Here is a 23,897-nt window from a genome sequence, read left to right as displayed (position 1 = left end):
GTTCGTGCGCTGATGAAGCGCAGGGGTGTGACGGTGGAAAGCATTCCCAACAAAATCTTGCAACAAATCGACGCGCACATCTTCCCACCCGTCCCAGCAGTGTCTATGTTCACCATTGGTCCCACTAGTGGGATCGATCTATCGCCGGCCCTCACCCCCGCTGGGCCGGTTCCCTCACACCGGAGGTACCACGTGCGCAAAGTCGCAGTGGGTCTGCTCGGGCTTTCGCTGACGGCGACGGGGCTGGCGTTCGGACCGTCCGCCAGTGCCGCACCGCAGCCGAAGTTGCCGACGGCCGCTCCGTCGGTCGCCGAGCCCGCCCTTGCCGACCACGACCTGCCGAACCCGCTGGAGGAGAAGCGGCGAGCGCTGCGCCAGGAGGGCCTCAACGAGGTCCTCAAGGGCAAGGCCAAGGCAGAGAAGATCAACGGCAGCACCGTCGTCAAGGTCGGTAAGACCCAGGCCGACGGGGCCGCCGCCCGCACCACCGGAGCGGGTACGGCCCAGACGGAAGACCAGTACGTCGAGCTCTCCCGTCAGCGGACCGACAAGATCTTCGTGATCCTCGCCGAGTTCGGCAACGAGCGGCACCCGGACTTCCCGGACAAGAACACCAGCCCCGACACCGCGGGGCCGACCACGTTCGACGGGCCGCTGCACAACCAGATCCCGGCGCCCAACCGGGCGGTGGACAACTCCACCGTCTGGCAGCCGGACTACAACGCCGACCACTACCGGCAGCTCTACTTCGGCACCAACCCCGGTGACGAGTCGCTGAAGCAGTACTACGAGGCCCAGTCCTCGGGTCGCTACAGCGTCGAGGGTGAAGTCACCGACTGGGTCAAGGTCAAGTACAACGAGGCCCGCTACGGCCGGTCCGACGACCCGATCGCCGACGACGACGTCACGAACCCGGCCAACGACCCGGCGGTCTGCGACAGCAACGTCTGCGACAACACCTGGAACCTCGTCCGCGACGCCGCCAACCAGTGGGTCCTCGACCAGAAGGCCGCCGGTCGCACCGACGCGCAGATCGCCGCCGACGTCAAGTCGATGGACCAGTACGACCGTTACGACTACGACGGCGACGGCGACTTCAACGAGCCCGACGGCTACATCGACCACTTCCAGATCGTCCACTCCGGCGGCGACCAGGCCGACGGTGACCCGCACCAGGGTGAGGACGCCATCTGGAGCCACCGCTGGTACGCGTTCGCGTCCGACCAGGGCAGCACCGGCCCGTCGACGTTCCCCGGTGGTGGAACGGAGATCGGGGACACCGGCGTCTGGATCGGTGACTACACGATCCAGCCGGAGAACGGTGGCCGGAGCGTCTTCTACCACGAGTACGGCCACGACCTCGGTCTGCCGGACGACTACAACGTGGTCAATGGTGGGGACAACAACAACGAGCACTGGACCCTGATGGCCCAGAGCCGGCTCGGTGCCAACAACGACGGCGGCATCGGCGAGCGCGGTGGCGACCTCGGCGCGTGGAACAAGTACCAGCTCGGCTGGCTCGACTACGACACGATCGGGCTGAACGAGAAGCGCACCGTGAAGCTCGGCCCGCAGGAGTACAACTCGCCGGAGGCGCAGGGCGCCGTGGTCGTGCTCCCGGACCGCGACTACACCTTCTCGAACGGCGCGCCGTTCGAGGGCAGCAAGCAGTTCTTCACCGGTAACGAGGACGACCTCAACAGCACGATGACCCGGACCCTGGACCTCACCGGGAAGTCGTCGGCAGCCCTGACCATGAAGGGCCGCTACAACATCGAGACCGGGTTCGACTACCTGTTCTTCGAGGCGTCGGCCGACGGTGGCAAGACCTGGGCGACCCTGCCCGGCACCGTCAACGGCAAGCCGTTGAAGGAGATCTCCCCCGGGCGTTTCGCCCTGGACGGCTCCAGCGCCGGCAAGTGGGTCGACGTCAACATCCCGATGAACTCCGCGGCGGGCAAGGTCGTGCAGTTCCGGCTGCGCTACCAGACCGACGGCGGCGTGTCCCGAGGCGGCTTCTACGGTGACGCGATCACCGTGACCGCCGACGGTCAGACCGTGTTCACCGACGGCGCCGAGACGGGCGCCAACGGCTGGACCTTCGCCGGGAAGTTCGAGATCGCCGGGGCCACCTACACCAAGGCGTTCGACAACTACTACATCGTCGGCACCCGGTCGTACACCTCGTACGACAAGTACCTCAAGACCGGCCCGTACTTCTTCGGCTACGCGAACACCCGCCCGGACTACGTGGACCACTACGCGTACCAGGAGGGTCTGCTGATCTCCTACCACAACACCCGTTGGGCGGACAACGACACGTTCGAGCACCCGGGTGAGGGTCGGAACCTGATCATCGACGCGCACCCGCGGCCGCTCTACAACCTGACCGGCGCCCCCTGGCGGGCCCGCGTCCAGGTCTACGACGCGCCGTTCAGCCTGAAGAAGGCCGACTCGTTCACGCTGCACGTCGACAGCCAGCCGAACTACATCCGCGGTCAGGCTGCGCAGCCCCTGTTCGACGACACCCAGCAGTACTGGTACCCGGAGCTGCCGAACCACGGCGTCAAGCTCCCGGCGACCGGCCGGAAGATCAAGGTTCTGTCGCAGGACGGCATCTACACAAACGTCCGCTTCTTCTGATCCTCGGATCAGGCGACACCCCGCACCACGGCGATGCCCGGGCAGGTCACCTGCCCGGGCATCGCCCGTTCCGGGAACCCCGACGCAGCCCAGCGCGTCCGATCACCCGTGCAACCGCGAACCCGCACCACCCTGACCGGTGCCGGTCTGGCCGTTCTGCTGGCGCTCACCGGCTGCGCCGGAACGAGGAACGAAGGAGACGCTGTGTCCGCCGAGCAAACCCCCTCCGGCCGTCCCTCGCCCAGCGCACCGCCGCCCGCCGCATCGACCGGGCCCACCGATCCGACCCCGTCGTCGTCCCCCTCCGACCGTCCGGCGCGCTCACGCATCCCGCTGCCCACCCTGCGCCAGCCGACCGGCCCGCCGCGCAGACCTACCGACGCCCGCAGAGCCAATGTGCTGGCCGGACGGATCACCCGGGGTGGCGACGGTCCCTGCTACGGCCTGGTCACCGACGACGGCAGGCAGTACGCGCTGCACGGCACCGGCAAGGGCACCTTCGCCGTCGGCACGACCGTCCGGGTGACCGTCGGCCCGCCCGACCCGACCGCCGACTGCGGCCCGGGCACCCCGGTCACCATCGTCGACATCAGCCCGGTCGGCTGACCGCAACCCGGCACTGCCGCCCCACGACGGGCCGGCGAAACGGCTGCTCGCCGGCGAGGTCCTAGGCTGTCTGCCATGACCGACCAGCGCGGCGGAGTCGTCGACGAGTCCTGCGTCCTCACCGAGGGACCGTGGACGCACCGTTTCGTCGGCGCCAACGGCACCAGGTTCCACGTGGTCGAGGCCGGCACCGGGCCGATGGTGCTCTTCCTGCACGGCTTCCCCGAACACTGGTGGGCCTGGCACCAGATGCTCCCGGCGGTCGCCGACGCCGGCTTCCGCGCGGTCGCCGTGGACCTGCGCGGTTACGGCGCCAGCGACAAACCACCCCGGGGGTACGACGGCTACACCCTCGCCGCCGACATCGCCGGCCTGATCCGGGCCCTCGGTGAACGGTCGGCGACGCTTGTCGGCAGCGGCGTCGGCGGCATGGTGGCCTGGACCGTCGCGTCGTTCCACCCCGCCCTCGTCCGCCGGCTGGTGGTGCTCGGAGCGCCCCACCCACTGCGCCTGCGCGCCGCCATCTTCGCCGACCCGCGCGGGCAGTTCGCCGCCTCCACCCCCGCGCTGAAATTCCAGCTCCCCCGCTACGAGCACGTGCTCACGAGGGACGGCGGGGCCGCCGTCGAGGAGATCCTGCGCCGCTGGGCCGGGCCGCGCTGGGCGGCCAGCCCGGGCTTCGAGGCGTACGCCGAGCGGTGCCGGGAGGCGATGCGCATCCCGCAGGCCGCCTTCTGCGCGCTTGAGGGCTACCGCTGGGCCTTCCGCTCGGTGCTGCGCCTGCACGGCTACCGGTTCGTCCGCCTCATGCAGAAGCCGCTGGTCACCCCGACTCTGCAACTGCACGGCGCACAGGACGTCGCCGCCCTGCCACGGACCGCACTGGGGTCCGGCCGGTACGTCGTGGCTCCGTACGAGTGGCGCCTGCTCGACGGGGTGGGGCACTTCCCCCACCTGGAAGCCCCCGAGCTGGTGCTCGGCGAGATCCTGCGCTGGGCCAAGTCCTGAGCGGTCAGACCCGCTGCTCCCGCAGGTCCGTGACCTCGGCGGCCGGCGCCCAGCCCTGGTAGACGCCGAAGTCGAAGACCTCCAGCCGCATCGCCTCGGCCACCGGCCAGCGACCACCCGTGTACTCCACGCGCAGCCAGGCGTCGTGCTTCCCGAGCACGATGAACGGCTGCCCCTGCCACGTGCAGGTGGTCCGCACGTACGCCAGGTCCTCGATCTCGCTCGCCGGCAGCACCCGCACGTGCCGGCCCGGACGGACCTCCTCGAAGCCCTCACCCGGCTCCGGCTGGTAGAGCCGGATGTCGTCGCCGTCCGGGCTCGCCTGGTACTCCCGGCCCTGCCAACGCGCCACGTAGCCGTCGCGCATCACGCCTCCCCGACCCGTCGCCAGACCACCGCGTCGGTGTCGAGCACCGCGACCACCCGCTCGGTGCCGTCCCCGCCGATGCGCCAGAGCTGCGCGCCGTGCGGGAGGCGGGCGCTGTCCACCTTGAACTCCGCCACCACGTCACTGCTCTCACCCGGGGCGAAGCCGTTGCCCCGAAACGGCGCGCGCTCGATGACCCAGCCCTCCATGGCCCGCATCGCCGGCTCGTTCTGGCCGCCGTACGGGATCCGGTAGAGGCTGGGGCGGTGCGCCGGCCAGCGCAGCACGTAGATCTCCTCAGCGTCCCGCACGAACGGCGAACCTGGGTAGCTGAGACCCAGCGCGTCGTGCAGCTCGGCCGGCGTGGTCAGGTGTGCCAACTCGCCGGCCCGGTGCACGAAACCGGAGACGCGGTCGTATCCCCGCTCCAGGTAGTACGCGAGCTGACTTGGCGCTATCGCCTTCTGCATCACTGTCGGTCGGGCCGGATCGACCGCCGCCGGGGCGTACCGGGTGCGGGCCGCGGGTTCCACCTCGACCGCCGGCTCCTGCGGGTCGACCTCCAGGTCGTCGCCGAGCCCCACCTCGGCGGCCCAGTTCGCCAACGCGACGATCTGGTCACCCGGCAGCTTCGCGCCGACAGGCGTGCCCGGGTTGACGGCGAACGACCAGTCCTCGTCGGGCCAGCGCCGGATCAGCTGGGCGAACTTCACCCGGACCGTGTCGACGTCACCCTCGACGTGGTCGGCTTGGCGTTCCGGTGACGTGTAGACCACCACGTACGTCTCGCCGTCGAGCTGCGCGGTGCGCCAGACGAAGCCCGGATCGCCGGGACGGCTGCCGCGCACCGAATCCGCCGAAGCGGGGAGCAGGACCCGGGCCAGCAGGAGGGTGGACAGGAACGTGTCCGTACTGCCGGCGCCAGCGGCGCCGAGCAGGTCCTCCTCGACCGTGTTGGCCGGCTCGAACTGCACCGGGGCTGGCTCGTCGACAAGTGCGGGCCTGCCGTCCGCTGCCGCGCGTCCACCTGTGACGCCGGTGTCGGGGAGATCCGCCTCGGATTCCCGGTCAGCCTCGCTCACGCCGCGACCGATGTCGGTGCGCAGCGGGTCACCACCGCCCGGACCGCCCTCCGCCGGGCCGAACAGTCCCGCGGCGGTGCCCGCCGACTCGCGCAGGCCCCCGCCGGTGTCCGTGTCGTCGCGCAGGCCCGCGCCGACGTCCACCGGTTCGAACAGGCCGGCGCCGGACGACGCGGGGTGGAGCGACGTGGGCGTGGCGAACAGATCCGGGCTCGGAACGGAGGGCTCGGAGACCGAGGGCCCGGGCGTCGACGGTTCAAGCGTCGAAGGGCCGCGAACAGTGGCGTCGGGCTCGGCCGGGCCGAACGTCGGCGGGGCGGCAGCCGGACCGAACGCCGGCGGGGCGACTGTGGCCGGGCCGAACGTCGGCGGGGCGGCAGCAGCCGGGCCGAACGTCGGCGGGGCGGCAGCAGCCGGGCCGAACGTCGGCGGGGCGACTGTGGTCGGGCCGGGTCGCCGTGGCGCGTCGAACGGAGGGCCGGCCTCGCTCGGGTCGAGGAGATCCCGGGACTCGATGATGGTGCCCTCGATGACGATGGGCGTGAAGCCGCGACGCGGGGCGGGTGGGCCGGAGACCGGTTCCGCGACCGACGGCGGCAACTCCTCCACCGGCTCGAAGCGCCGCCGGTCACCGAGCCGGCCACGCGGGATCGCCTGGGTCTCGTCCGCCGAGGAAACGGGCCCTCCGGCGCGGGTCGGTGACGGCTCACCCCCGGCCGGACCGGGCACCCGGAACGCATGGGTGGGTTCCTCGGCAAGCGGGTTGGGCCGTCGCGGCGGCAGAGGCTGGGTGGCCTCGTCGTCGGTCGCGGGCGCTCGTACCACCCGGGATACGCCCAGGTCACCGGCCGGTGGCCGCAGCGATCGGGTGGCGTCCGGCGTCGGCATCGGGAAGGCCGGACCCGCACTGTCGCCGCCCGGCGCGTCCGCGGGACGGCGGCGCGGGAAGGGCTGGCTGCCCCGCCCGAATCGGGACGGCGGCACCGCGCGGTCACCCGACCGACCATCGGTGGAGACAGGGCCGGACGCGCGGCCGGTCGTGGGTTCGAAGAAGGAACGCCTACCGCCCGGGGTGCTGCCGTCACCGGCGGCCGGGCCGTCGCCGTCGCTGGCCGGGCGGCTCGCTGACGGCCGGCCTGCGCGTGGACCCGGCTGGTCCGAGCGTGGACCCGGCTGGTCGGCCGGGGAGACCTGGGTGCGGTCGGTGGAGGCCAGCGGCACGTACCGGGATGCGGCGGTGCGGCTCGCGCCCGGCACGGGACCGACGCCGGGGCGGGCCGGTCGGGGCGGAGCGGTCGGCTGCCGCTGACCGGCCGCGGGCAGGTCCTCCGAGCCGGGCCGGCGCGACAGCTCACCGGGGCCTGGCGACCGGGTCGGAATGCCCGAGGCCGGGGGCGTACCCACCGGCGGCACCGCGGTCCTCGGCGCGGGCCGTCCCGGCGGTGTCGGGTCCGCCGCGGGCGGCGGAGGCGGAGCGAACGCGGTGGTGGGTGAGGCGTCCCGGCCTGTCGTACCCACTCTCGACCGGGCCAGCGTCTCGGCCCGCTCAAGCCGAGCGCGGGCGCCCATGGCGCGGCCCGGCAGCCGGACGTCACCACGGGAGAGCTGGGACACGAACCAGGCGGGCAGGTAGCCCTCGACCGGCAACCCGGGGTTGACCGCGAGCCACCACTCGTGATTGGGCCAGCCGAGGGCGAGGTCGGTGAACGGAATGCGCCGGTTGGTGCCGGAATGCTCACCGAGGCAGGCCCGCAGCGCCGCGGCGGAGGTGAAGGCAAGCACGTGTGTCCGGCCACCTGTGGTCCAGGTGCCCCAGCCGGCGGACGCCTGACCGGGCGGCGCCGGCGTGGAGACCGGCAACAACAGATCGGTGCGGGACAGGAGACGGAAGTAGAGCTCCTGGTCGTTGGCGCGCAGCGCGTCCCGCATCGCCACCTCGGCCTCCGTGGCCGGCTCCCATTCGGTCACGGCCACCTCTCCTTCCGAGAACAGGCCACAGGTATCGCGTACAACCTACAAGGTGGTATCAAGATCACAATGGCTGGCCGGTGGCGGTCCGCCGAGGCGGCGGCGAGGCGATAACATCCCGTTCCGGAGCCGACACGATACGGAGGCTGTCGATGTCCCGGTCGATCGCCCGCCCCGTCCTGGCAGGTCTGGCGGCTGCCCTGCTTACCGCCGCCACCGGGCCGGCCGTCGCCGCCAGCGCCGAGCGCCGGGCGGCCCCGGCCTGCGCGACCCCACTGGCGCCCGTCCGACCGGTCGTGGCCACACCCTGGCCCCAGCAGCGGTACGACTCCGCGCGGCTCGCGCCGCTGACCACCGGCGCCGGGGTGACTGTCGCGGTGGTCGACTCGGGAGTCGACCGGGCGCACCCCCAGTTGACCGGACGGGTGCTGGCCGGCACCGACCTGCTCGACAGGGGTGGGGACGGCGGCCGGGACTGCGCCGGGCACGGCACCGGCGTGGCGAGCATCATCGCGGCGGCGCCCCGGCCCGGTGTCGCCTTCCACGGCTTGGCCCCGGACGCCCGGATCCTGCCGGTACGCGTGAGTGAGCAGCAGGTGGTGCAGGGCCGGGAGTCGGGGCGCACGGTAAGCGCCGACGAGTTCGCCAGCGCCATCCGCTGGGCGGTCGACCACGACGCCGACGTGGTGAACCTCTCCGTGGTGCTGTACGCCGACGACCCGGAGGTCCACTCCGCCGTGCGGTACGCCGTCGAGCGGGACGTGGTGCTTGTGGCCGCCGTGGGCAACCTGCACGACAGCGGCGACCCGCGCCCGTTCCCGGCCGCGTACGACGGGGTGCTCGGGGTGGGAGCGATCGGGGCGGACGGGGCACGGGCGGCCTTCTCCCAGACCGGCTCGTACGTCGATCTGGTCGCCCCGGGCAGCGCGGTGCTTGTCGCCGCGCCGGCACAGGGTCACCAGCAGGTCGAGGGCACCAGTTACGCGGCGCCGTTCGTGGCCGCCACCGCGGCGTTGCTGCGCGCGTACCGACCCGAGTTGACAGCCGCCGAGGTGGTGGAGCGGATCGTCGCCACGGTCGACCCGGCGCCCGGGACGGGACACGGCGGCGGGTACGGCGCCGGCGTGCTGAACCCCTATCGGGCGGTCACCGAGACCGGCGGCGGCCGATCGACAGCCCCGCGGCCGGTTGCCGCACTCGCCGACGACCGGCCGGATCCGGCGGTGCTCGCCCGCCAGGCCCGCCGCGCGACCGCCCGGGACCGTGCTCTGGTGACCGGCGGGGTGATCGGCGTGACGTCGGTGGCCGTGGTGCTGCTCGCCCTCGTGCTGCCCCGCGGCGCGCGCCGACGTTGGCGACCGGCCGAGCCGGTCTGACTCCGCCCCGCCGCCTGACTCCGCCCCGCCGCCCGAGCGCCCCTCGCCGGAGGGTGGCCGGAGCGCTGACGCGGGCACGGTCAGCGCTCCTGGCCCACCGGCGTCACTGGAACAGCCCGGTGTTCTTCTTCTCCGTGTCGAGATAGTCGGCCGCGGAGTCGTCCACCGCCAACTTGATGGCGCGCAGCATCGCCTGGAGGTCCTGTGAGGCGGACCGCCACCGCGCCTGGCGCTGCTCGTACGCGTGTCGTGCGTCGCCCTCCCAGGCCGACACCAGCGGCGCGGCGTCGCGTTCGAGTTGGCCGAGTTGCGAGTCGAGCGTGTTCAGCGCTCGTTGAATGTCCACGCCCGCCTGTTGCAGCGCGGCGAAGTTGACGACCAGCACACCGTTGTCCATCGGAACTCTCCTCCCGGCGGGTCAGAGCGGCAGCTGGATGCCGCCGCGGTTGGTGCCGGCCACCCGGCCGGCCGCCTCGTCGTCCGAGACGTCGTACTGTCGGCCGGCGGTGCGGATGGCCCCGGCGGTCTCCCGCAGGGCCCGGTGCAACGCCGCCTGATCCTGTGACCACTGCCGCTTGACCTGCTCGAACGACCGCCCGCCGGCGCCGCGCCAGGCCTGCTGCAACACCTCCAGCTCGGCCAGCAGGCCGGTCAGCATGGACTGCAACGACTGGTCCACCTGCTCGAACTTCGCGGCGGTATGCCGCATGACCGCCGCTTCTGCCTGGGTCTGGGACACCCGAACATCACCTCGTCTCCTCGGTCGTGCCTGGCCGGCTGTGCGCCCACGGTGCGAGCGCACCGATCGCGTGGCCCGGTCGACGAGCATGGGTGGACGCGGGTCAGCGATGAACTTCGTGGCTGACGGTAGCGGCCTGGTAGCCGTTCTGCTACCCCGGACGTCTCCCCTGTGGACAACCACGGCAGCCATCGGTCGCTTACGATGTGCGGCAGCCACGTCGCGGCGCGTGACGGGCAATCCGGGGCGGTCGGCCGCCCGGCACGTCCACACTGGTCGAGGAGGCGCGGTGTCGCCGATCACCACCGGAGGCCCGCAGCCGGCGAGCCGGCCCGGTTGGGGCCCGGCCCCGGCCGACAGCGTCGCGACAGCCGGGCCGGTCGCCCTGGCCGTCCCCGCAACAGCCACGTCTGTCGGCATCGCGCCTGAGGTCGACACCGGAGCAACCGCGACCACGGCAGTCAGCACCGCGCCGGCCACCCTCGGCGTCCCCGTGCCGGACGGCGTCCGGGACCGCGTACCCGCTCGACGACCGCCCGGCCGGTGGGCCGCGTCCGTTCGGCGCGGCGCCGGGATGCGCGCGGGTCAACTGGTCACCGGGCAGGTCGCCGTCGCGGTCGTCCTCGCCGCGCTGGGCCGCGGCACACCTGTCGTCGTCGCCGCGCTGCTGGTGGCGGCGCTCCTCGTGGCGGTCGCCGGTGTCCGGGTCCGCGGTCGGTGGCTCTTCGAGTGGCTGGGAACCGGCGCCGGACATGTGACCAGACGTCGTGCGCTGGGCGAGCAGACCGGCCCGGCCGAGTTGCTCGACCTGGTCGCACCCGGTGCCGTGGTCCACTCGACGGAGCTGCCCGGGGGGCCGGCGGCGGTGCTGGAGGACACGGCCGGCATGGTGGTGCTCCTGGAACTCGGCGATCCGGGCGACCTGCTCGGCGACGCGTCCCGGGCGATCCCCGCGCCGGCCGCGCTGCTGCCGACGCCCGGTCCGGACGTCCCGCCGCTGCGGATCCAACTGCTCCTCAGCGGGACGCCGGCGCCCGTGCCGGCGGCGGGTGGCACCGTCGGGACGTCGTACCGGCAGCTCACCGACGGACGGCTCACCGGACGGGAGCGGGCGGTGCTGGCGGTCCGGGTACTGCGGGCGGACGGTTGGACGCCCGAGGCACTGCGTCGGGCGCTCGCCGGCACGGTACGCCGGATCGTCCGCCGCCTCGGGCCGCTGACCGCCCGGCCGCTCGGCGTGCCGGCGGCGTTGCGCGTGCTGGGCGAGCTGGCCCACCACGACGGCCAGCCGGTGCGGGAGTCGTGGCCGCTGCTCCGCTCGGGCGCCCTGGTCCAGGCCACGTTCGGGCTTGTCGACTGGCCACAGACCAGCGCCCCGGCCGCGCGGCGGCTGGTGCCCCGGCTGCTCGCGCTGCCGGCGACCGCGACGACTGTGTCGCTCTGCGTGGGGCCGCCGCCGGCCGGCGGCACCGGGGCCGCGCCGACCGAGATGGTCGTACGCCTGGCCGCCGCGTCGACAGCCGAGCTGACCGTGGCCGTCGACGCGCTGGGCAAACTCGTCAGCGGCGCGGGCGGGGCGCTGCGCAGACTCGACGGCGCGCACCTGACCGGGCTGGCCGGCACGCTGCCGCTGGCGCTCACCACCGTCGGGGCGCACCCGACTGTGGCGCTTGACGACTGGGAGCTGACCCTTGGCGAGGCGGGGATGATGGTCGGCACCAACAGGCACGGGGGCGCGGTCACCGTGCGGTTGTTCCGGCCGGAGAGCACCCGGGTGCTGCTGGTGGGCGGGGTGCGTGCCGCGCAGTTGGTGGCGCTGCGGGCGATGGCCCTGGGCGCGCTGGTGGTGGTGCAGACGGCGCGACCCCGCGCCTGGGAGCCGTTCGTGCGAGGTGTGGGCGCTCCGGGCGGAACGATCCCGCTGATCCCGCCGGGCCGGCCGGTCGCCGAATCGGTGGGCACCGCGCTCCGGCCGATGCTGCTTGTGGTCGACGCTGGGCCGATGCCGGCCGAGACCGAGCCGGGTCCGGCGTGGCGGGCGACTCTCGTGGTACGCGACGAGTTGACCCCTGCCGACGTGGACGCGCTGAGCCGCGCCGACCTGGCGGTGCTGCAACCGTTGCACGCGGCCGAGGCCGCGCTGGCCGGCGCGGCGCTGGGGCTGGGTGGGTCGGCCGACTGGCTCACCCGGATCCGGGACGACATGGTGGCGGTGGTGAACCGGCGGGCCCTGCGGTGGGCGCTGCTCTCCCCCACCCCGATCGAGGCCCAGCTCATCGGCCGGCCAGCGCGCGGCTGAGCCGACGGGAGCGCCGACCCGAGCCGCGCCGTCCTGGATGGTCAACTGGTGGGTTACGTCGGTGGGTGGTCCGTGGCACGATCCCGGCCATGGGTTTTCTGAAAGGGTTGCTGATTCGGCTGGCCACCACGGCGCTGGCCTTCTGGTTGGCCACACTGCTCATTCCGGGCATCGACCTGGAGTCGACCTCGGCCGTGCAGACGGTCACCACGCTGATCCTGGTGGCGGTGATCTTCGGTGTCGTCAACGCGGTGCTCCAGCCGGTCATCAAGACCGTCGGCTGCGGCTTCTACCTGCTCACGCTGGGCCTCATCGCGCTTGTCGTGAACGGGCTGCTGTTCCTGCTCACCAGCTGGATCGCCGACCAGGCCGGGCTGCCGTTCTCGGTGGACGGTTTCTGGCCGGCCGCCGTGCTCGGCGCGCTGTTCGTGAGCATCGTGACCTGGATCCTCGGCGCCGTACTCGACAGGGACTGACCGGCGACCGACCCCACCGACCCGCACCGCCCGGCCCCCGATGGGCCGGGCGGTCCGGCGACCAGAGTTCGGGAATTGGCCGGCCGACGAGCCGACCCGGGGACGGCCGCCAGGTGGCGGTGACCCCGATCACCGGAAAGGAACAAAGCGGAGGTTCGCCCCTTACGGTGGAGGCGTGACGCCACTCCGTCTGGGATACCTCTACGGCATCGGTGCGTACCTGCTCTGGGGTTTCTTTCCGCTCTACTTCAAGCTGCTGCGTCCCACCGGCCCGCTGGAGATCCTGGCCCACCGGATCGTCTGGTCGGTGCTCTTCGTGGCCCTGCTGCTCGGCGCGCTACGCAACGTCGGATTCCTGCGGGCGCTGCTGCGCCGACGCCTGGCGGTCGCCGGGATCGTCGCCGCCGCCGCGCTCATCGCCGTCAACTGGGGCACCTACATCTACGGAGTCAGCTCCAACCGGGTGGTGGAGACCGCACTCGGCTACTTCATCAACCCGCTCGTGGTGGTGCTGCTCGGGGTGACGGTGCTGCGCGAACGGCTGCGCCCGACGCAGTGGGTGGCGTTGGGCATCGGCGGGTCGGCGGTCGCGGTGCTCGCCGTCGACTACGGCCGGCTGCCCTGGCTGGCCCTGACCCTGGCGTTCAGCTTCGCCGGCTACGGCTTGATCAAGAAGCGGCTCGGGCTGCCCGCCGCCGAGGGGCTCTTCGTGGAGTCGGCAGTGCTGGCGCTACCCGCGTTGGGCTATCTCGCCTGGCTGAGCCGACATGCCGGGTTGACCTTCGGGCACGTCTCGGCCGGGCACACCGCGCTGCTGGTGCTGGCCGGCGCGGCCACCGCGATCCCCCTGCTGCTCTTCGCCGGGGCCGCCAACCGGCTGCCACTGACCGGCCTCGGCATGATCCAGTACCTGGCGCCGATCCTCCAGCTCGCCTGCGGCGTGCTGATCTTCCACGAGCCGATGCCGCCGGCCCGCCTCGCCGGCTTCGCGCTGGTCTGGCTGGCCCTGATCGTCTTCACCGCCGACGCCGTCAACCAGTCCCGCCGCACCCGCGCCCACACGCGCGCCACCGAGGCACCCGTCCCCACCGCCTGACCCCGCGCAGGAACGGGGGCGGGCTACGGGACCGCGTACGTCAGCAGGGGTGTGCCGTCGGATCGTTGGAGTTCCACGCTGACCAGCTCGGCATCCGTGAAGCGGGTGACGCCGGTGAAGCTGAGATCGTCGCCGGGGGCTGCCAGCCAGGAGCCGATCTGCTCGCTGCTGCCGTTCGGACCGTGCGCCACGAGCCGGAACGGGTACGCCTTGCCGTAGCTCGTCCGCGCGTCGTACCCGCAGTGCATGGTCACCTCGGTGCCCCACTTGCTGCCTGCCAACCCGATCTCGGCGTGCACCGGCCCGGTGCTGGCCACCGGCCGCATGGCGACCATCGACACCTGCGGGCCGGGGCGGGTGCCCTGCGCCCCCGGGTCGACCGGCGGCGCAGCCGGTCGGGGCAGCACCGCGGCCGTGCCGACGCCCACCACCAGGGCGAGCGCGGCGGCGGCGAGCGTGGTCAGGGCGTACCGCCGACGGGTCGCGGCACGCTCGCGGCGCCGGCGGCTGCGGGCCTCCTCGAGCAGCGCGGGCGCCCGGGGCGGGGACGGCGGCGGCAGGAACTGCTCCAGGCCCGCCGGGTCGAGCCGGCCGAGCAGTCCGGGTAGGACGGCGATCTCGGCGACCGCGTCCCGGCAGGAGGCGCAGCCGGCGAGGTGCCTCTCGTAGGCCGCCCGCTCGGCGGGGGCCAGAGCACCCAGCACGTACGCGCCGTCGTCGTGCGCGAACTCGCACCGGGTCATCCCGTCACCCCCATCTCGGCCAGGACCAACCGTAGTGAGCGCAGGGCGTAGTGGGTGCGCGACTTCACCGTGCCCGGTGGCACGCCCAGCCTCGATGCCGCCTCGGCCACCGACCGCCCCTGGTAGAAGCACTCGACAAGCACCTCGCGGTGGGTGGGGCTGAGCCTGTTCAACGCCTCGGCGACGGTCCACGCCTCCACCGCGCGCTCTGCCTCGTCGACCACCTCGGGCGGCTCGGGCAGCTCGTCGGTGAACACCTCGCCGACCCGGGTGGACCGTCGCCGCCAGGCGTCGATGGCCAGGTTACGGGCGGTGGTGAACAGCCAGGCGCGTACGGAGCCGCGTCGCGGGTCGAGGGACTCGGGGTGCCGCCAGGCCCGCAGCAGCGTCTCCTGCACCAGGTCCTCGGCCCGCTGCCGGTCGCCGTTGACCAGCCGCAGGGCGTGTGCGTACAGCGCCTCCGCGTGCTCGTCGTGCAGCGCCCGCAGCAGTTGGGCGTCATGGTCGCTGATGGCGGTCTCCTCACTTCCGGCGCGCGTCCGGCGGTGTGTCCGCTCGGGAATACGTGCGGTGACGCCGATCGGTTCAGCCCGAGGTCAGGCCGGTCGCGGCGGGATCGCGCCCAGGCAGGTGTTCACGCCTGGTTCACACTGCGGCCGACGACCGCTCACCACGTCCTCCTAGCGTCCGGCTGGTACGCCGCCTGTCGTGCCACCGACTTTCCTGGAGGCCACTCCCATGAGCGACCGTCCCCGGCTGCTCCCCCTGTTGACCGGCAACCGTCATGGCACCCGTGACGCCATGACCTGTCTGTACCGCTGCGGCAACGCCTGTGACCACCCCGTCCCGAACACGTCCGACAACGCGTACTTCGGGGACGTGGTGAACGCGGAGGTCTCCCGGCGCGGCGTCGTCCGGGCCGGCGCGGTGGGCGCCCTGGTCCTCGGCTTCGGTGGCGCGGCGGCCGGAGCGCTGGCCGGCGCGGCCCCCGCCGCCGCGGCCCCCGCCACCCCGGACGTGCCGGAGGATTTCGGCTTCGGCCGCCCCGGCACCGGCATCGGCAGCGGCGCGCTGACCTTCAAGCCGATCCCGCCGAACAAGCTGGACACCCTTGTCGTGCCGAACGGCTACGACCACGCCGTGGTGATCAAGTGGGGTGACCCGGTGCTTCCGGGTGCGCCGGAGTTCAACCTGCGCCACCAGACCGCCGCCGCCCAGTCGAAGCAGTTCGGCTACAACAACGACTTCGTCGGCGTGCTGCCGCTGGACAAGCAGGGCAGGCGCGCGCTGCTCGTGGTCAACCACGAGTACACGAACGAGGACCTGATGTTCCCCGGCTTCCCCGGCCTGGACGCGCTCTCGGTGGAGCAGCTGCGTACGGCCATGGCGGCGCACGGCATGTCCGTGGTGGAGTTGGAGCGGGTCGCCGGCACCGGGCAGTGGAAGCCCGTGGACAACGGCCGCCGGCCGTACAACCGGCGGGTCACCGCGCTGAGCACCAAGTTCGACCTGACCGGCCCGGCCGCCGGCTCGGCCTGGCTGAAGACCGCCGCCGACCCGAAGGGCCGCACGGTCGTCGGCACGCTGAACAACTGCTCCGGTGGCGTGACGCCGTGGGGGACCGTGCTCTCCGGCGAGGAGAACTTCAACCAGTACTTCGTCGGGGCGGACGCCGCTCCGGCCGACCTGAAGCCGAAGTTCGACCGCTACGGCATCACCACCACCGCTCGCTACCCCAGCGGCAGCCGCAAGTGGGAACGGGCCGACGAGCGCTTCGACCTGGCCAAGCACCCGAATGAGGCGCACCGGTTCGGCTGGGTCGTCGAGATCGACCCGTTCGACCCGGAGAGCCGCCCGCGTAAGCACACCGCGATGGGCCGGTTCAAGCACGAGGGCGCGAACGTGATCGTCGCCAAGGACGGGCACGTGGTCGCGTACATGGGCGACGACGAGCGGTTCGACTACCTCTACAAGTTCGTCTCCGACAAGAAGTTCCTCAAGGGCAACTCCTGGGCGGCCCGCAAGCACAACCTCACGCTGCTGGAGTCCGGCACGCTCTACGTCGCGAAGCTCGACCAGACCAGCGCCGGCGAGATCGACGGCACGGGCAAGCTCCCCGCGGACGGCGCGTTCAACGGCCGGGGTCGCTGGATCAAGCTGGTCAGCGGCAACCGCTCGTTCGTCGACGGGATGACCGCCGCCGACGTGCTCACCTTCACCCGGCTGGCCGGCGACAAGGTCGGCGCGACCAAGATGGACCGCCCCGAGGACGTCGAGCCGAGCCTGCTCACCGGCAAGGTGTACGTCGCGCTCACCAACAACACCGACCGGGGCAAGGCCGACAAGGCGCCCGCGGACGAGGCCAACCCGCGCAACGCCAACAAGCACGGGCAGATCCTGGAGCTGGTCGAGGACCGCAACGACAACACCGCGGAGACCTTCGTCTGGTCGCTGCCGATCGTCTGCGGCGACCCGACCGACCCGTCGACGTTCTTCTCCGGGTACGACAAGACCAAGGTTTCCCCGATCTCCTGCCCCGACAACGTCGCCTTCGACGCCACGGGCAACCTGTGGATCTCCACCGACGGCAACGCGCTGGGCAGCAACGACGGTCTCTTCGCGACAGCCGTGGAGGGCCCGGAGCGGGGTCACCTCAAGCAGTTCCTCACCGTGCCGATCGGCGCCGAGACCTGCGGCCCGTTCATCACCGGCGACAACCGCTCGGTCTTCGTCGCCGTACAGCACCCGGGTGAGATCACCGGCGCGTCGGTGGAGAACCCGGCCTCGAACTGGCCGGACGGCGACTACGCCAAGCCGGGCGTGGTGGTCACCTGGCGCCTCGACGGCGGCCCGGTGGGCAGCTGACGGTGCCCACGCGGCCGGCAGGCCGCTGACGTTGCTCACGGCGGTCCGGGGCTGGACCGCCCCGAGAGGCCCTCTCCCAGCCCGGGAGAGGGCCTCTCGGCGTCCGGCGGGCTAGTGGTCGGCCGCGATGCCGTCGGCGACCGTACGGGCGACTGTGAGCAGCTTGGCCCGGACGACCCGAGCGGAGGTCATCATCTCGCTCGCCGGCAGGGCGCAGGCCAGCACGACCCGACGTTCCATGTCCTTGTCCGGCGTGACGAGCACCGCCGCGCAGGCCACGCCCTGGCGGAACTGACCCAGCTCCAGTTGCATCCCGCGCCTGTCGCCGGCGGCCAGGTCGGCCTCGAATGCCTCGGTGGTGGTGAGCGTGGCGCTGGTGAACGGGCGCATGCCGTACTCGCGCAGGTAGCGGAAACGCTGCTCGGTCGTGAGGGTGGCGAGCAGGGACTTGCCGAGGGCTGTCGCGTGCGCGCCCTCGTCGAAGCCGGGGACCAGGTCCTCCAGGTAGGGCGAGCGGTGCCCCTCGGCCACCGCCGTGATGGCGACCTGACCGCCGACGAAGCGCCCCAGGTAGTGGCTGTAGCCGGTGTCCAGGGCGGCCCGGCGCAACGTCTCACCGACCACCGGCGGGCCCCGGAACGCGGTCACCAGCTCACGGTAGCGGTCGGCCACCTCCAGCCCCACGATGTACGTGCCGTCCTCCCGACGGATCACGTAGCCCTCGTACGCGAGTGTGCGGACCAGGTGGTAGGTGGTGGCCACGGTCAGCTCGCACCTGCGGGCGATCTGCTTGACGGTCAGGCCCTTCGGGGCGCGACCGACCGACTCGAGCACCCGCAGTGCTCGGGACACGCTGCGGATCAGGTCCGAAGGTTCTGCCAAGGGGTCGCGCACAACCACCTCCGCCGCCGGGGACTTACACCATATGAAAAACAGGCCGGGTGCGAAATGCCTGTTCGGGTCGAGGATGCCAGATCACCATCCACTCCTCGTAGGCCACCGGTCACCAGGAGTGGTCCGAGCCGGACTCGCGTAGGTTTGCCGGACGATGACCGACACTGCCCTAACCCCCGCCGAAGACCGCACTCGGATCCGCCCGATCCGGGCCAGCGTCGGTGCCGTCGCCACCACCGTGGCCTGCGTGCTGCCCGTCTTCCTCCTCGGCGGCCTCGCCGTGCAGATGGGAGCGGACCTCGGGTTCTCCCCGGCCGGGCTGGGCCTGGCCGTGTCCGTCTACTTCGGCGTGAGCGCGCTGGCCTCGGTGCCCTCCGGCCGGCTCGTCGAGCGCTACGGGCCGACCGTGGTGGCCCACAGCGGCATCGTGCTGGCCTCCGGGTCGATGCTGGCCGTGGCGGCGTTCGCCCGCTCGTACGGGGTGCTGCTCGCCCTGCTGGCGCTCAGCGCCGCGGCGAACGCCCTCGGCCAACTGGCCAGCAACGCCACGCTGGCCCAGCACGTGCCACCGAACCGGCAGGGGCTGTCGTTCGGTGTCAAGCAGGCGGCCATTCCGGTCTCCACCCTGCTGGCCGGCGCGGCGGTGCCCACGATCGCGCTCACCGCCGGCTGGCGCTGGGCGTTCGTGGCCGCGGCAGTCGCGGCCCTGACGACGCTGCCGGCCGTACCCCGGCAGGTGCCCGGTAGGGGCCGACGGGCCGACGCGACGCGTGCGGGCCGGGCCACGACGGCCCTCGTGGTGATCGGCGCGGCGGCGACGTTGGCGGCGAGCGCGGCCAACGCGCTGGGCACCTTCCTGGTGGACTCGGCCGCCGCCCGGGGTCTCTCGCCGGGCCTCGCCGGCCTCACCCTGACCCTGGGCAGCGCGGTCTGCGTGGCCGCCCGGGTGGGCGCCGGCGGGCTGGCCGACCGTCGGGCCGGCGGTCACGTCGCGCTCATCGCCGCGATGCTCGTGGTCGGGGCGGCCGGGCTCGGTCTGCTCGCGGTGGCCGGCCCGGTGCCGCTGGTGGCGGGCGTGGTGCTCGGCTTCGGCCTGGGCTGGGCGTGGCCCGGCCTCATGAACTTCGCCGTGGTCCGGCTGCATCCGCAGGCACCGGCCGCCGCCACCTCGATCACCCAGACCGGGGTGTACGCGGGCGGCTGCCTCGGCCCGTTGAGCCTCGGCCCGCTCGCCGCGCACGTCGGCTACCCGGCGATGTGGGCCACGGCGGCGGTGGCGATGCTGCTCGCCGCCGCTCTCATGCTTGTGGGCAGCCGTCTGCTGACCGCCGCGCCCCGCCCCTGACCCGCCCGGTGGGGTGGGTCAGCTGGTGCGGTCGGCGATGTAGTCGCAGAGCGACTCCAGGGCCTGGCGTGACGGGCTCGCGGGGAGCGGGGTCAGGCACGCACGGGCGTCCTCGGCGTAGCTGCGCACGGTCTCCCGGGCGCGCTTGAGCGCCGGGCTCTCCCGCAGCAGCCCCAGGGCCTCGGCGTGCAGCGCGTCGTCGGTCAACGGTCCGGTCGCCAGGATCTCCCGTAGCCGCACCGAGGAGGCGTCGGAGTCGTCGGCCGCACGGGCGTAGAGCACCGGCAGCGTCGGGACGCCCTCGCGCAGGTCGGTGCCGGGCGTCTTGCCCGACTGCACCGACTCGGACGCGATGTCCAGCAGGTCGTCGGTGAGCTGGAACGCGACGCCCATCGTCTCGCCGTAGCCGGCGAGGGCCTCGACCTGCTCGGCGGGGGCGCCACCGAACATGCCGCCGAACCGGATCGACGTGGCGATCAGCGATCCGGTCTTCTCGGCGATCACGCTCAGGTAGTGCGCGACCGGGTCCTCCCCGGCGCGCGGACCCACCGTCTCGGCGATCTGACCGTGCACCAGGCGGGCGAAGGTCTGCGCCTGCAACCGGACGGCCTCGGGGCCCAGGTCGGCCGCGATGTCCGCCGCGCGGGCGAAGAGGTAGTCGCCGACCAGGATGGCTACGGAGTTGGTCCAGCGCGAGTTGGCGCTCGGCGCGCCCCGCCGCACGGCGGCCTCGTCCATCACGTCGTCGTGGTAGAGGGTGGCCAGGTGGGTGAGCTCCATCACCACGGCCGCCGGGACCACAAGCGCGCCCGACGGATCACCGAACTGGGCGCCGAGCGCCACCAGCAGCGGCCGGAACCGCTTTCCGCCGGCCTCCAGGAGGTGCCGGGCCGCCTCGGTGACGAACGGGTCGGCGCTTGCCACACTGGCGCGCAACTCGACCTCGACCGCGTCCAGCAGCCGCAGCACGGACGCCTCGACGCGGGGATCGGCAAGATGGAGGCCGAGCGCGCCGAACTGACTCGTGCTCGCCCGGCCCCGGCGACCGCCGGAACCGGTGGCACCTGAACGCTCGCCAGCCGGAATCACCACACCATCAACCATGCCACACCCGTTCGACCTGCTCCGGGTCGGGGATACGCAGCGAGGGCCGGCACGCGGTCACGCGCCGGCCCTCGATGTCCGAGGTACGTATTACCGCACGAATTCGGCCGCTCCGGTAGCCAGGTCGAGCAGTGGATCGGGGGCGACACCCAGCGCCAGGGTGGCCAGCACGCCGATCATCAGCGCGGCGGAGGTCAGGCCGCCCGGCACGGTGACCGTCGGGGTGGACTCGCCCGGCTCCGACAGCCACATCATCACCACGACCCGCAGGTACGGGAACGCCAGCACCATGCTTGTCAGCACACCGGCGATGACGAGCCACGCCTGGCCGCCCTCAAGCGCCGGCCCGAAGACCGCGAACTTGCTGGTGAAACCGCTTGTCAGCGGGATACCGGCGAACGCCAGCAGGATGAACGTGAACAGCCCGGCGTAGAACGGCGAGCGCCGCCCCAGACCGGCCCACCGGGACAGGTGGGTGGCCTCGCCGTCGGCGTCGCGCACCAGGGTCACCACCGCGAACGCGGCCAGCACCGAGAAGCCGTACGCGACCAGGTAGAACATCGTGCCGGAGAGCCCGTCGCGGCTCGGCGCCAGCACACCGACCAGCAGGTAGCCGGCGTTGGCGATCGAGGAGTAGGCGAGCAGCCGCTTGATGTCCGTCTGGGTGACCGCGAGCACCGCGCCGACAAGCATGGTCAGCACCGCCACCGCACCGAGCACAGGCGTGAAGTCCCAGCCCCCGCCCTCGAACGCGACGTGGAAGACGCGCAGCAGCGCGCCGAACGCGGCGACCTTGGTGCAGGCGGCCATGAAGCCGGTGACCGGGGTCGGCGCACCCTGGTAGACGTCCGGCGTCCACACGTGGAACGGGGCCGCGGCGGCCTTGAAGAGCAGACCGATGGCGAGCAGCGCCATGCCCGCGAAGAGCAGCACCGGGCTTGCCGGCGACTCGGTCACCGCCGCGTTGACTGTGGCGAAGTCGACCCCTGCCGAACGGCCGGGGATGCCTGCGGTGAAGCCGTAGATCAGCGCCACCCCGAACAGGAAGAACGCCGAGGCGTACGCGCCGAGCAGGAAGTACTTCATCGCCGCCTCCTGGCTCAGCAGACGCCGGCGGCGGGCCAGCGCGCAGAGCAGGTAGAGCGGCAGGGAGAAGACCTCCAGCGCGATGAACATGGTCAGCAGGTCGTTCGCCGCCACGAAGATCAGCATGCCGCCGATCGCGAACGTGACGAGCGGGTACACCTCGGTGAGCCCGTTGCGCCCCTCGGCCTGCTTCCGGTCGTCGGCCGACTCGGCGGTCACCGCGGCCTGGGCGACGAACGCGCCGCCCCGCTCGACGGTCCGGTCACCGATCAGCAGCAGCGCCATCGCGGCCAGCACCAGGATGGCGCCCTGGAGGAAGAGCGTCGGCCCGTCCACCGCGATGGACTGACCGGCGGTGACGAGCCGGTCGTCGGCGTTGAGGACCACCATGGTCAGCGCGGCGAGGACTGCCAGCAGCGCCACCGTCAACTGCACCACGTGCCGCGTACGCCGGGGCACGAACGCCTCGACCAGCACACCGAGCAACGCGGTGCCGAGCATGATCATGATCGGGGCGAGTGCCGCGTAGTCGAGCGACGGCAATTTCAACTCGGTCACTGTGCCGACCTTTCGTTCGCGACTGCGGGGCCCCGCTGCGCTGCACTCCTCGCGTTCACCGGCCTGCCTCCTGGACGGTGCCGCCCACGGACGGGGCCGGGTCGGTTCTGCCGATGTCGTCCATGGTCGCCTGGACGGCCGGGTTGATCACGTCGGTGACCGGCTTGGGATAGAAGCCGAGCAGCAGGATCAGCGCGACGAGGGGGGCGACCACGACCTTTTCGCGCAGGTTGAGGTCCCGGCGCATCCCGTCGACCTCGGTGAGCGCCGGATTGAGCGTGCCCTGCGTGGTGCGCTGCACCATCCACAGCACGTACGCCGCCGCCAGGATGATGCCGACCGTGGCGATGACCGCCACCGGCTTGTTCACAGTGAACGTGCCGATCAGCACCAGGAACTCGGAGATGAACGGCGCGGTGCCGGGCAGCGCGAGCGAGGCGAGACCGGCGAAGAACAGCACCCCGGCGAGCACCGGGACCAGCTTGCCGGCGCCGCCGAAGTCACTTATCAGCGCCGAGCCACGCCGGGAGATCAGCATGCCGACCACCAGGAACAGCAGGCCGGTGGCCAGACCGTGGTTGAGCATGTAGAGCACCGCGCCCGTGCCGGCCTGCGTGGTGAAGGCGAAGATGCCCACCCCGATGAACCCGAAGTGCGCGATCGACGTGTACGACACGAGCCGCTTGAGGTCGTTCTGGCCGACCGCCAGCAGCGCCGCGTAGATGATGCCGATCACGCCCAGCGCCAGCGCCCACGGCGCGAACCACTTCGACGCCTCCGGGAACAGCGGCAGGCAGTAGCGCAGGATCCCGAACGTGCCGACCTTGTCCAGCACACCGACCAGCAGCGCGGCGGCGCCCGCCGGTGCGGCGCCACCGGCGTCCGGCAGCCAGGTGTGGAACGGGAAGAACGGGGCCTTGATGGCGAACGCGAGGAAGAAGCCGAGGAACAGCCACCGCTCGGTGCCGGTGCTGATGTCGACCTGCGACAGCGCCTGCCAGTCGAAGGTCTTCCCGCCGACCACCCAGAGGCCGATCACCGCGGCCAGCATGAACAGACCGCCGACGAGCGAGTAGAGGAAGAACTTCACCGCCGCGTACTGCCGCTGGTGGCTGCCGTAGCTGCCGATCAGGAAGTACATCGGGACGAGCATGACCTCGAAGAACACGTAGAACAGGAAGACGTCGGCGGCGGCGAAGACGCCGATCATCGTGCTTTCGAGGATGAGCAGCAGCGCGAAGTAGACCGGGATGGACCGCTTCGACGACTCCGCGTCGTGCCAGGACGCCAGGATCACCAGCGGCACCAGCACCGCGATCAGCATGAGCATCACCAGCGCGATGCCGTCGGCGGCGAAGGTGAAGCTGACGCCCCAGTTCGGGATCCACGAGTACGACTCGCGGAACTGGAACCGGTCACCGCCCGCGTTGAAGCTGACCCACATCACCACCGAGAGCACCAGCACCAGCAGCGACCAGACGAACGCCACCTGCTTGGCCAGCTCCGGCCGGTGGCGCGGCAGGAAGGCCACCGCCAGGGCGCCCACCAGCGGCGCCACGGTGAGCACCGAGAGGAACGGGAAGTTGGACATTATGCGGCCTTACCTCCGTCGTGGATGCGTGGTCCGCCGGCGGGGGCGGGC

The 23,897-nt window shown here is 72.3% G+C and carries 19 protein-coding genes; 9 read left to right on the top strand and 10 right to left on the bottom strand.

Annotation, left to right across the window (positions count from 1 at the left end; genetic code table 11):
* Window positions 1–207: 207 nt before the first annotated feature.
* The 3 genes from OOJ91_RS23150 (at window position 208) to OOJ91_RS23140 (ending at window position 4,257) form a co-directional block, all read left to right on the top strand.
* Window positions 208–2,643, top strand: a complete 2,436-nt coding sequence (locus OOJ91_RS23150) for an immune inhibitor A domain-containing protein (protein ID WP_266249815.1) — start codon at window positions 208–210, stop codon at window positions 2,641–2,643.
* 204 nt (window positions 2,644–2,847) lie between these two features.
* Window positions 2,848–3,249, top strand: coding sequence for a hypothetical protein (locus tag OOJ91_RS23145; RefSeq protein ID WP_266248142.1), 402 nt, complete (start codon window positions 2,848–2,850; stop codon window positions 3,247–3,249).
* A 75-nt stretch (window positions 3,250–3,324) separates the two neighbouring features.
* Window positions 3,325–4,257 carry an alpha/beta fold hydrolase gene (locus tag OOJ91_RS23140; protein WP_266248141.1) on the top strand — a complete coding sequence of 311 codons (933 nt, stop codon included), beginning with the start codon at window positions 3,325–3,327 and terminating at the stop codon, window positions 4,255–4,257.
* A gap of 4 nt (window positions 4,258–4,261) precedes the next feature.
* Here OOJ91_RS23140 and OOJ91_RS23135 read toward each other — a convergent pair whose 3' ends face one another.
* Together OOJ91_RS23135 and OOJ91_RS23130 are read right to left on the bottom strand one after the other, a co-directional pair.
* Window positions 4,262–4,627, bottom strand: coding sequence for a hypothetical protein (locus tag OOJ91_RS23135; RefSeq protein WP_266248139.1), 366 nt, complete (start codon window positions 4,625–4,627; stop codon window positions 4,262–4,264).
* Window positions 4,624–7,674 (bottom strand): SseB family protein, encoded by a 3,051-nt coding sequence (locus OOJ91_RS23130; protein WP_266248137.1) that lies wholly within the window; start codon window positions 7,672–7,674, stop codon window positions 4,624–4,626. The genes OOJ91_RS23135 and OOJ91_RS23130 overlap by 4 nt, the downstream gene beginning before the upstream one ends.
* A gap of 152 nt (window positions 7,675–7,826) precedes the next feature.
* Here OOJ91_RS23130 and mycP point away from each other — a divergent pair, with 152 nt between their 5' ends.
* Complete coding sequence (gene mycP / locus OOJ91_RS23125) at window positions 7,827–9,050, top strand: type VII secretion-associated serine protease mycosin (RefSeq protein WP_266248135.1); 1,224 nt, start codon at window positions 7,827–7,829, stop codon at window positions 9,048–9,050.
* 103 nt (window positions 9,051–9,153) lie between these two features.
* Here mycP and OOJ91_RS23120 read toward each other — a convergent pair whose 3' ends face one another.
* Together OOJ91_RS23120 and OOJ91_RS23115 are read right to left on the bottom strand one after the other, a co-directional pair.
* Window positions 9,154–9,447, bottom strand: coding sequence for a WXG100 family type VII secretion target (locus OOJ91_RS23120; protein ID WP_266248133.1), 294 nt, complete (start codon window positions 9,445–9,447; stop codon window positions 9,154–9,156).
* A gap of 21 nt (window positions 9,448–9,468) precedes the next feature.
* The gene (locus OOJ91_RS23115; protein ID WP_266248131.1) at window positions 9,469–9,789 is read right to left on the bottom strand and encodes a WXG100 family type VII secretion target; all 321 of its coding nucleotides are present in this window, start codon (window positions 9,787–9,789) and stop codon (window positions 9,469–9,471) included.
* Between the two features lie 289 nt (window positions 9,790–10,078).
* Between OOJ91_RS23115 and eccE the strand changes: the two genes are divergently transcribed.
* From eccE to rarD, 3 genes are all read left to right on the top strand, one after another.
* A complete protein-coding gene (eccE, locus tag OOJ91_RS23110) occupies window positions 10,079–12,088 on the top strand; it encodes a type VII secretion protein EccE (RefSeq protein ID WP_266248130.1) in 2,010 nt (669 codons plus the stop codon).
* 89 nt (window positions 12,089–12,177) lie between these two features.
* The gene (locus OOJ91_RS23105; RefSeq protein WP_007454618.1) at window positions 12,178–12,564 is read left to right on the top strand and encodes a phage holin family protein; all 387 of its coding nucleotides are present in this window, start codon (window positions 12,178–12,180) and stop codon (window positions 12,562–12,564) included.
* 175 nt (window positions 12,565–12,739) lie between these two features.
* Window positions 12,740–13,660 carry an EamA family transporter RarD gene (gene rarD / locus OOJ91_RS23100; RefSeq protein ID WP_266248128.1) on the top strand — a complete coding sequence of 307 codons (921 nt, stop codon included), beginning with the start codon at window positions 12,740–12,742 and terminating at the stop codon, window positions 13,658–13,660.
* A gap of 23 nt (window positions 13,661–13,683) precedes the next feature.
* Here the strand turns inward: rarD and OOJ91_RS23095 are convergent, their stop codons facing one another.
* Together OOJ91_RS23095 and OOJ91_RS23090 are read right to left on the bottom strand one after the other, a co-directional pair.
* Window positions 13,684–14,403, bottom strand: a complete 720-nt coding sequence (locus OOJ91_RS23095) for an anti-sigma factor family protein (RefSeq protein WP_266248127.1) — start codon at window positions 14,401–14,403, stop codon at window positions 13,684–13,686.
* On the bottom strand, window positions 14,400–14,915 hold the full coding sequence (locus tag OOJ91_RS23090) for a sigma-70 family RNA polymerase sigma factor (RefSeq protein ID WP_266249813.1): 516 nt from the start codon (window positions 14,913–14,915) through the stop codon (window positions 14,400–14,402). Before OOJ91_RS23090 ends, OOJ91_RS23095 begins: the two co-directional genes overlap by 4 nt.
* Window positions 14,916–15,141: 226 nt before the next feature.
* On the opposite strand from OOJ91_RS23090, the gene OOJ91_RS23085 reads away from it, so the two are divergent.
* Window positions 15,142–17,268 (top strand): PhoX family protein, encoded by a 2,127-nt coding sequence (locus OOJ91_RS23085; RefSeq protein ID WP_266248125.1) that lies wholly within the window; start codon window positions 15,142–15,144, stop codon window positions 17,266–17,268.
* 111 nt (window positions 17,269–17,379) lie between these two features.
* Here the strand turns inward: OOJ91_RS23085 and OOJ91_RS23080 are convergent, their stop codons facing one another.
* Window positions 17,380–18,162, bottom strand: a complete 783-nt coding sequence (locus tag OOJ91_RS23080) for an IclR family transcriptional regulator (protein ID WP_266248123.1) — start codon at window positions 18,160–18,162, stop codon at window positions 17,380–17,382.
* A 154-nt stretch (window positions 18,163–18,316) separates the two neighbouring features.
* Here OOJ91_RS23080 and OOJ91_RS23075 point away from each other — a divergent pair, with 154 nt between their 5' ends.
* Window positions 18,317–19,507, top strand: coding sequence for an MFS transporter (locus OOJ91_RS23075; protein WP_266248122.1), 1,191 nt, complete (start codon window positions 18,317–18,319; stop codon window positions 19,505–19,507).
* 18 nt (window positions 19,508–19,525) lie between these two features.
* On the opposite strand, the gene OOJ91_RS23070 is transcribed toward OOJ91_RS23075, so the two are convergent.
* The 3 genes from OOJ91_RS23070 to OOJ91_RS23060 form a co-directional block, all read right to left on the bottom strand.
* The gene (locus OOJ91_RS23070; RefSeq protein ID WP_266248121.1) at window positions 19,526–20,611 is read right to left on the bottom strand and encodes a polyprenyl synthetase family protein; all 1,086 of its coding nucleotides are present in this window, start codon (window positions 20,609–20,611) and stop codon (window positions 19,526–19,528) included.
* A gap of 90 nt (window positions 20,612–20,701) precedes the next feature.
* Window positions 20,702–22,255: an NADH-quinone oxidoreductase subunit NuoN gene (gene nuoN / locus OOJ91_RS23065; RefSeq protein WP_266248120.1), complete on the bottom strand. Its 1,554-nt coding sequence runs from the start codon at window positions 22,253–22,255 to the stop codon at window positions 20,702–20,704.
* Between the two features lie 55 nt (window positions 22,256–22,310).
* Window positions 22,311–23,846, bottom strand: coding sequence for an NADH-quinone oxidoreductase subunit M (locus OOJ91_RS23060; RefSeq protein WP_266248119.1), 1,536 nt, complete (start codon window positions 23,844–23,846; stop codon window positions 22,311–22,313).
* Window positions 23,847–23,897: the final 51 nt, after the last annotated feature.

Source organism: Micromonospora lupini, assembly GCF_026342015.1.
Lineage (GTDB): Bacteria > Actinomycetota > Actinomycetes > Mycobacteriales > Micromonosporaceae > Micromonospora > Micromonospora lupini_B.
Note: the sequence above shows the minus strand (reverse complement) of the source record. Positions and strands in the feature narration are given on the sequence as shown.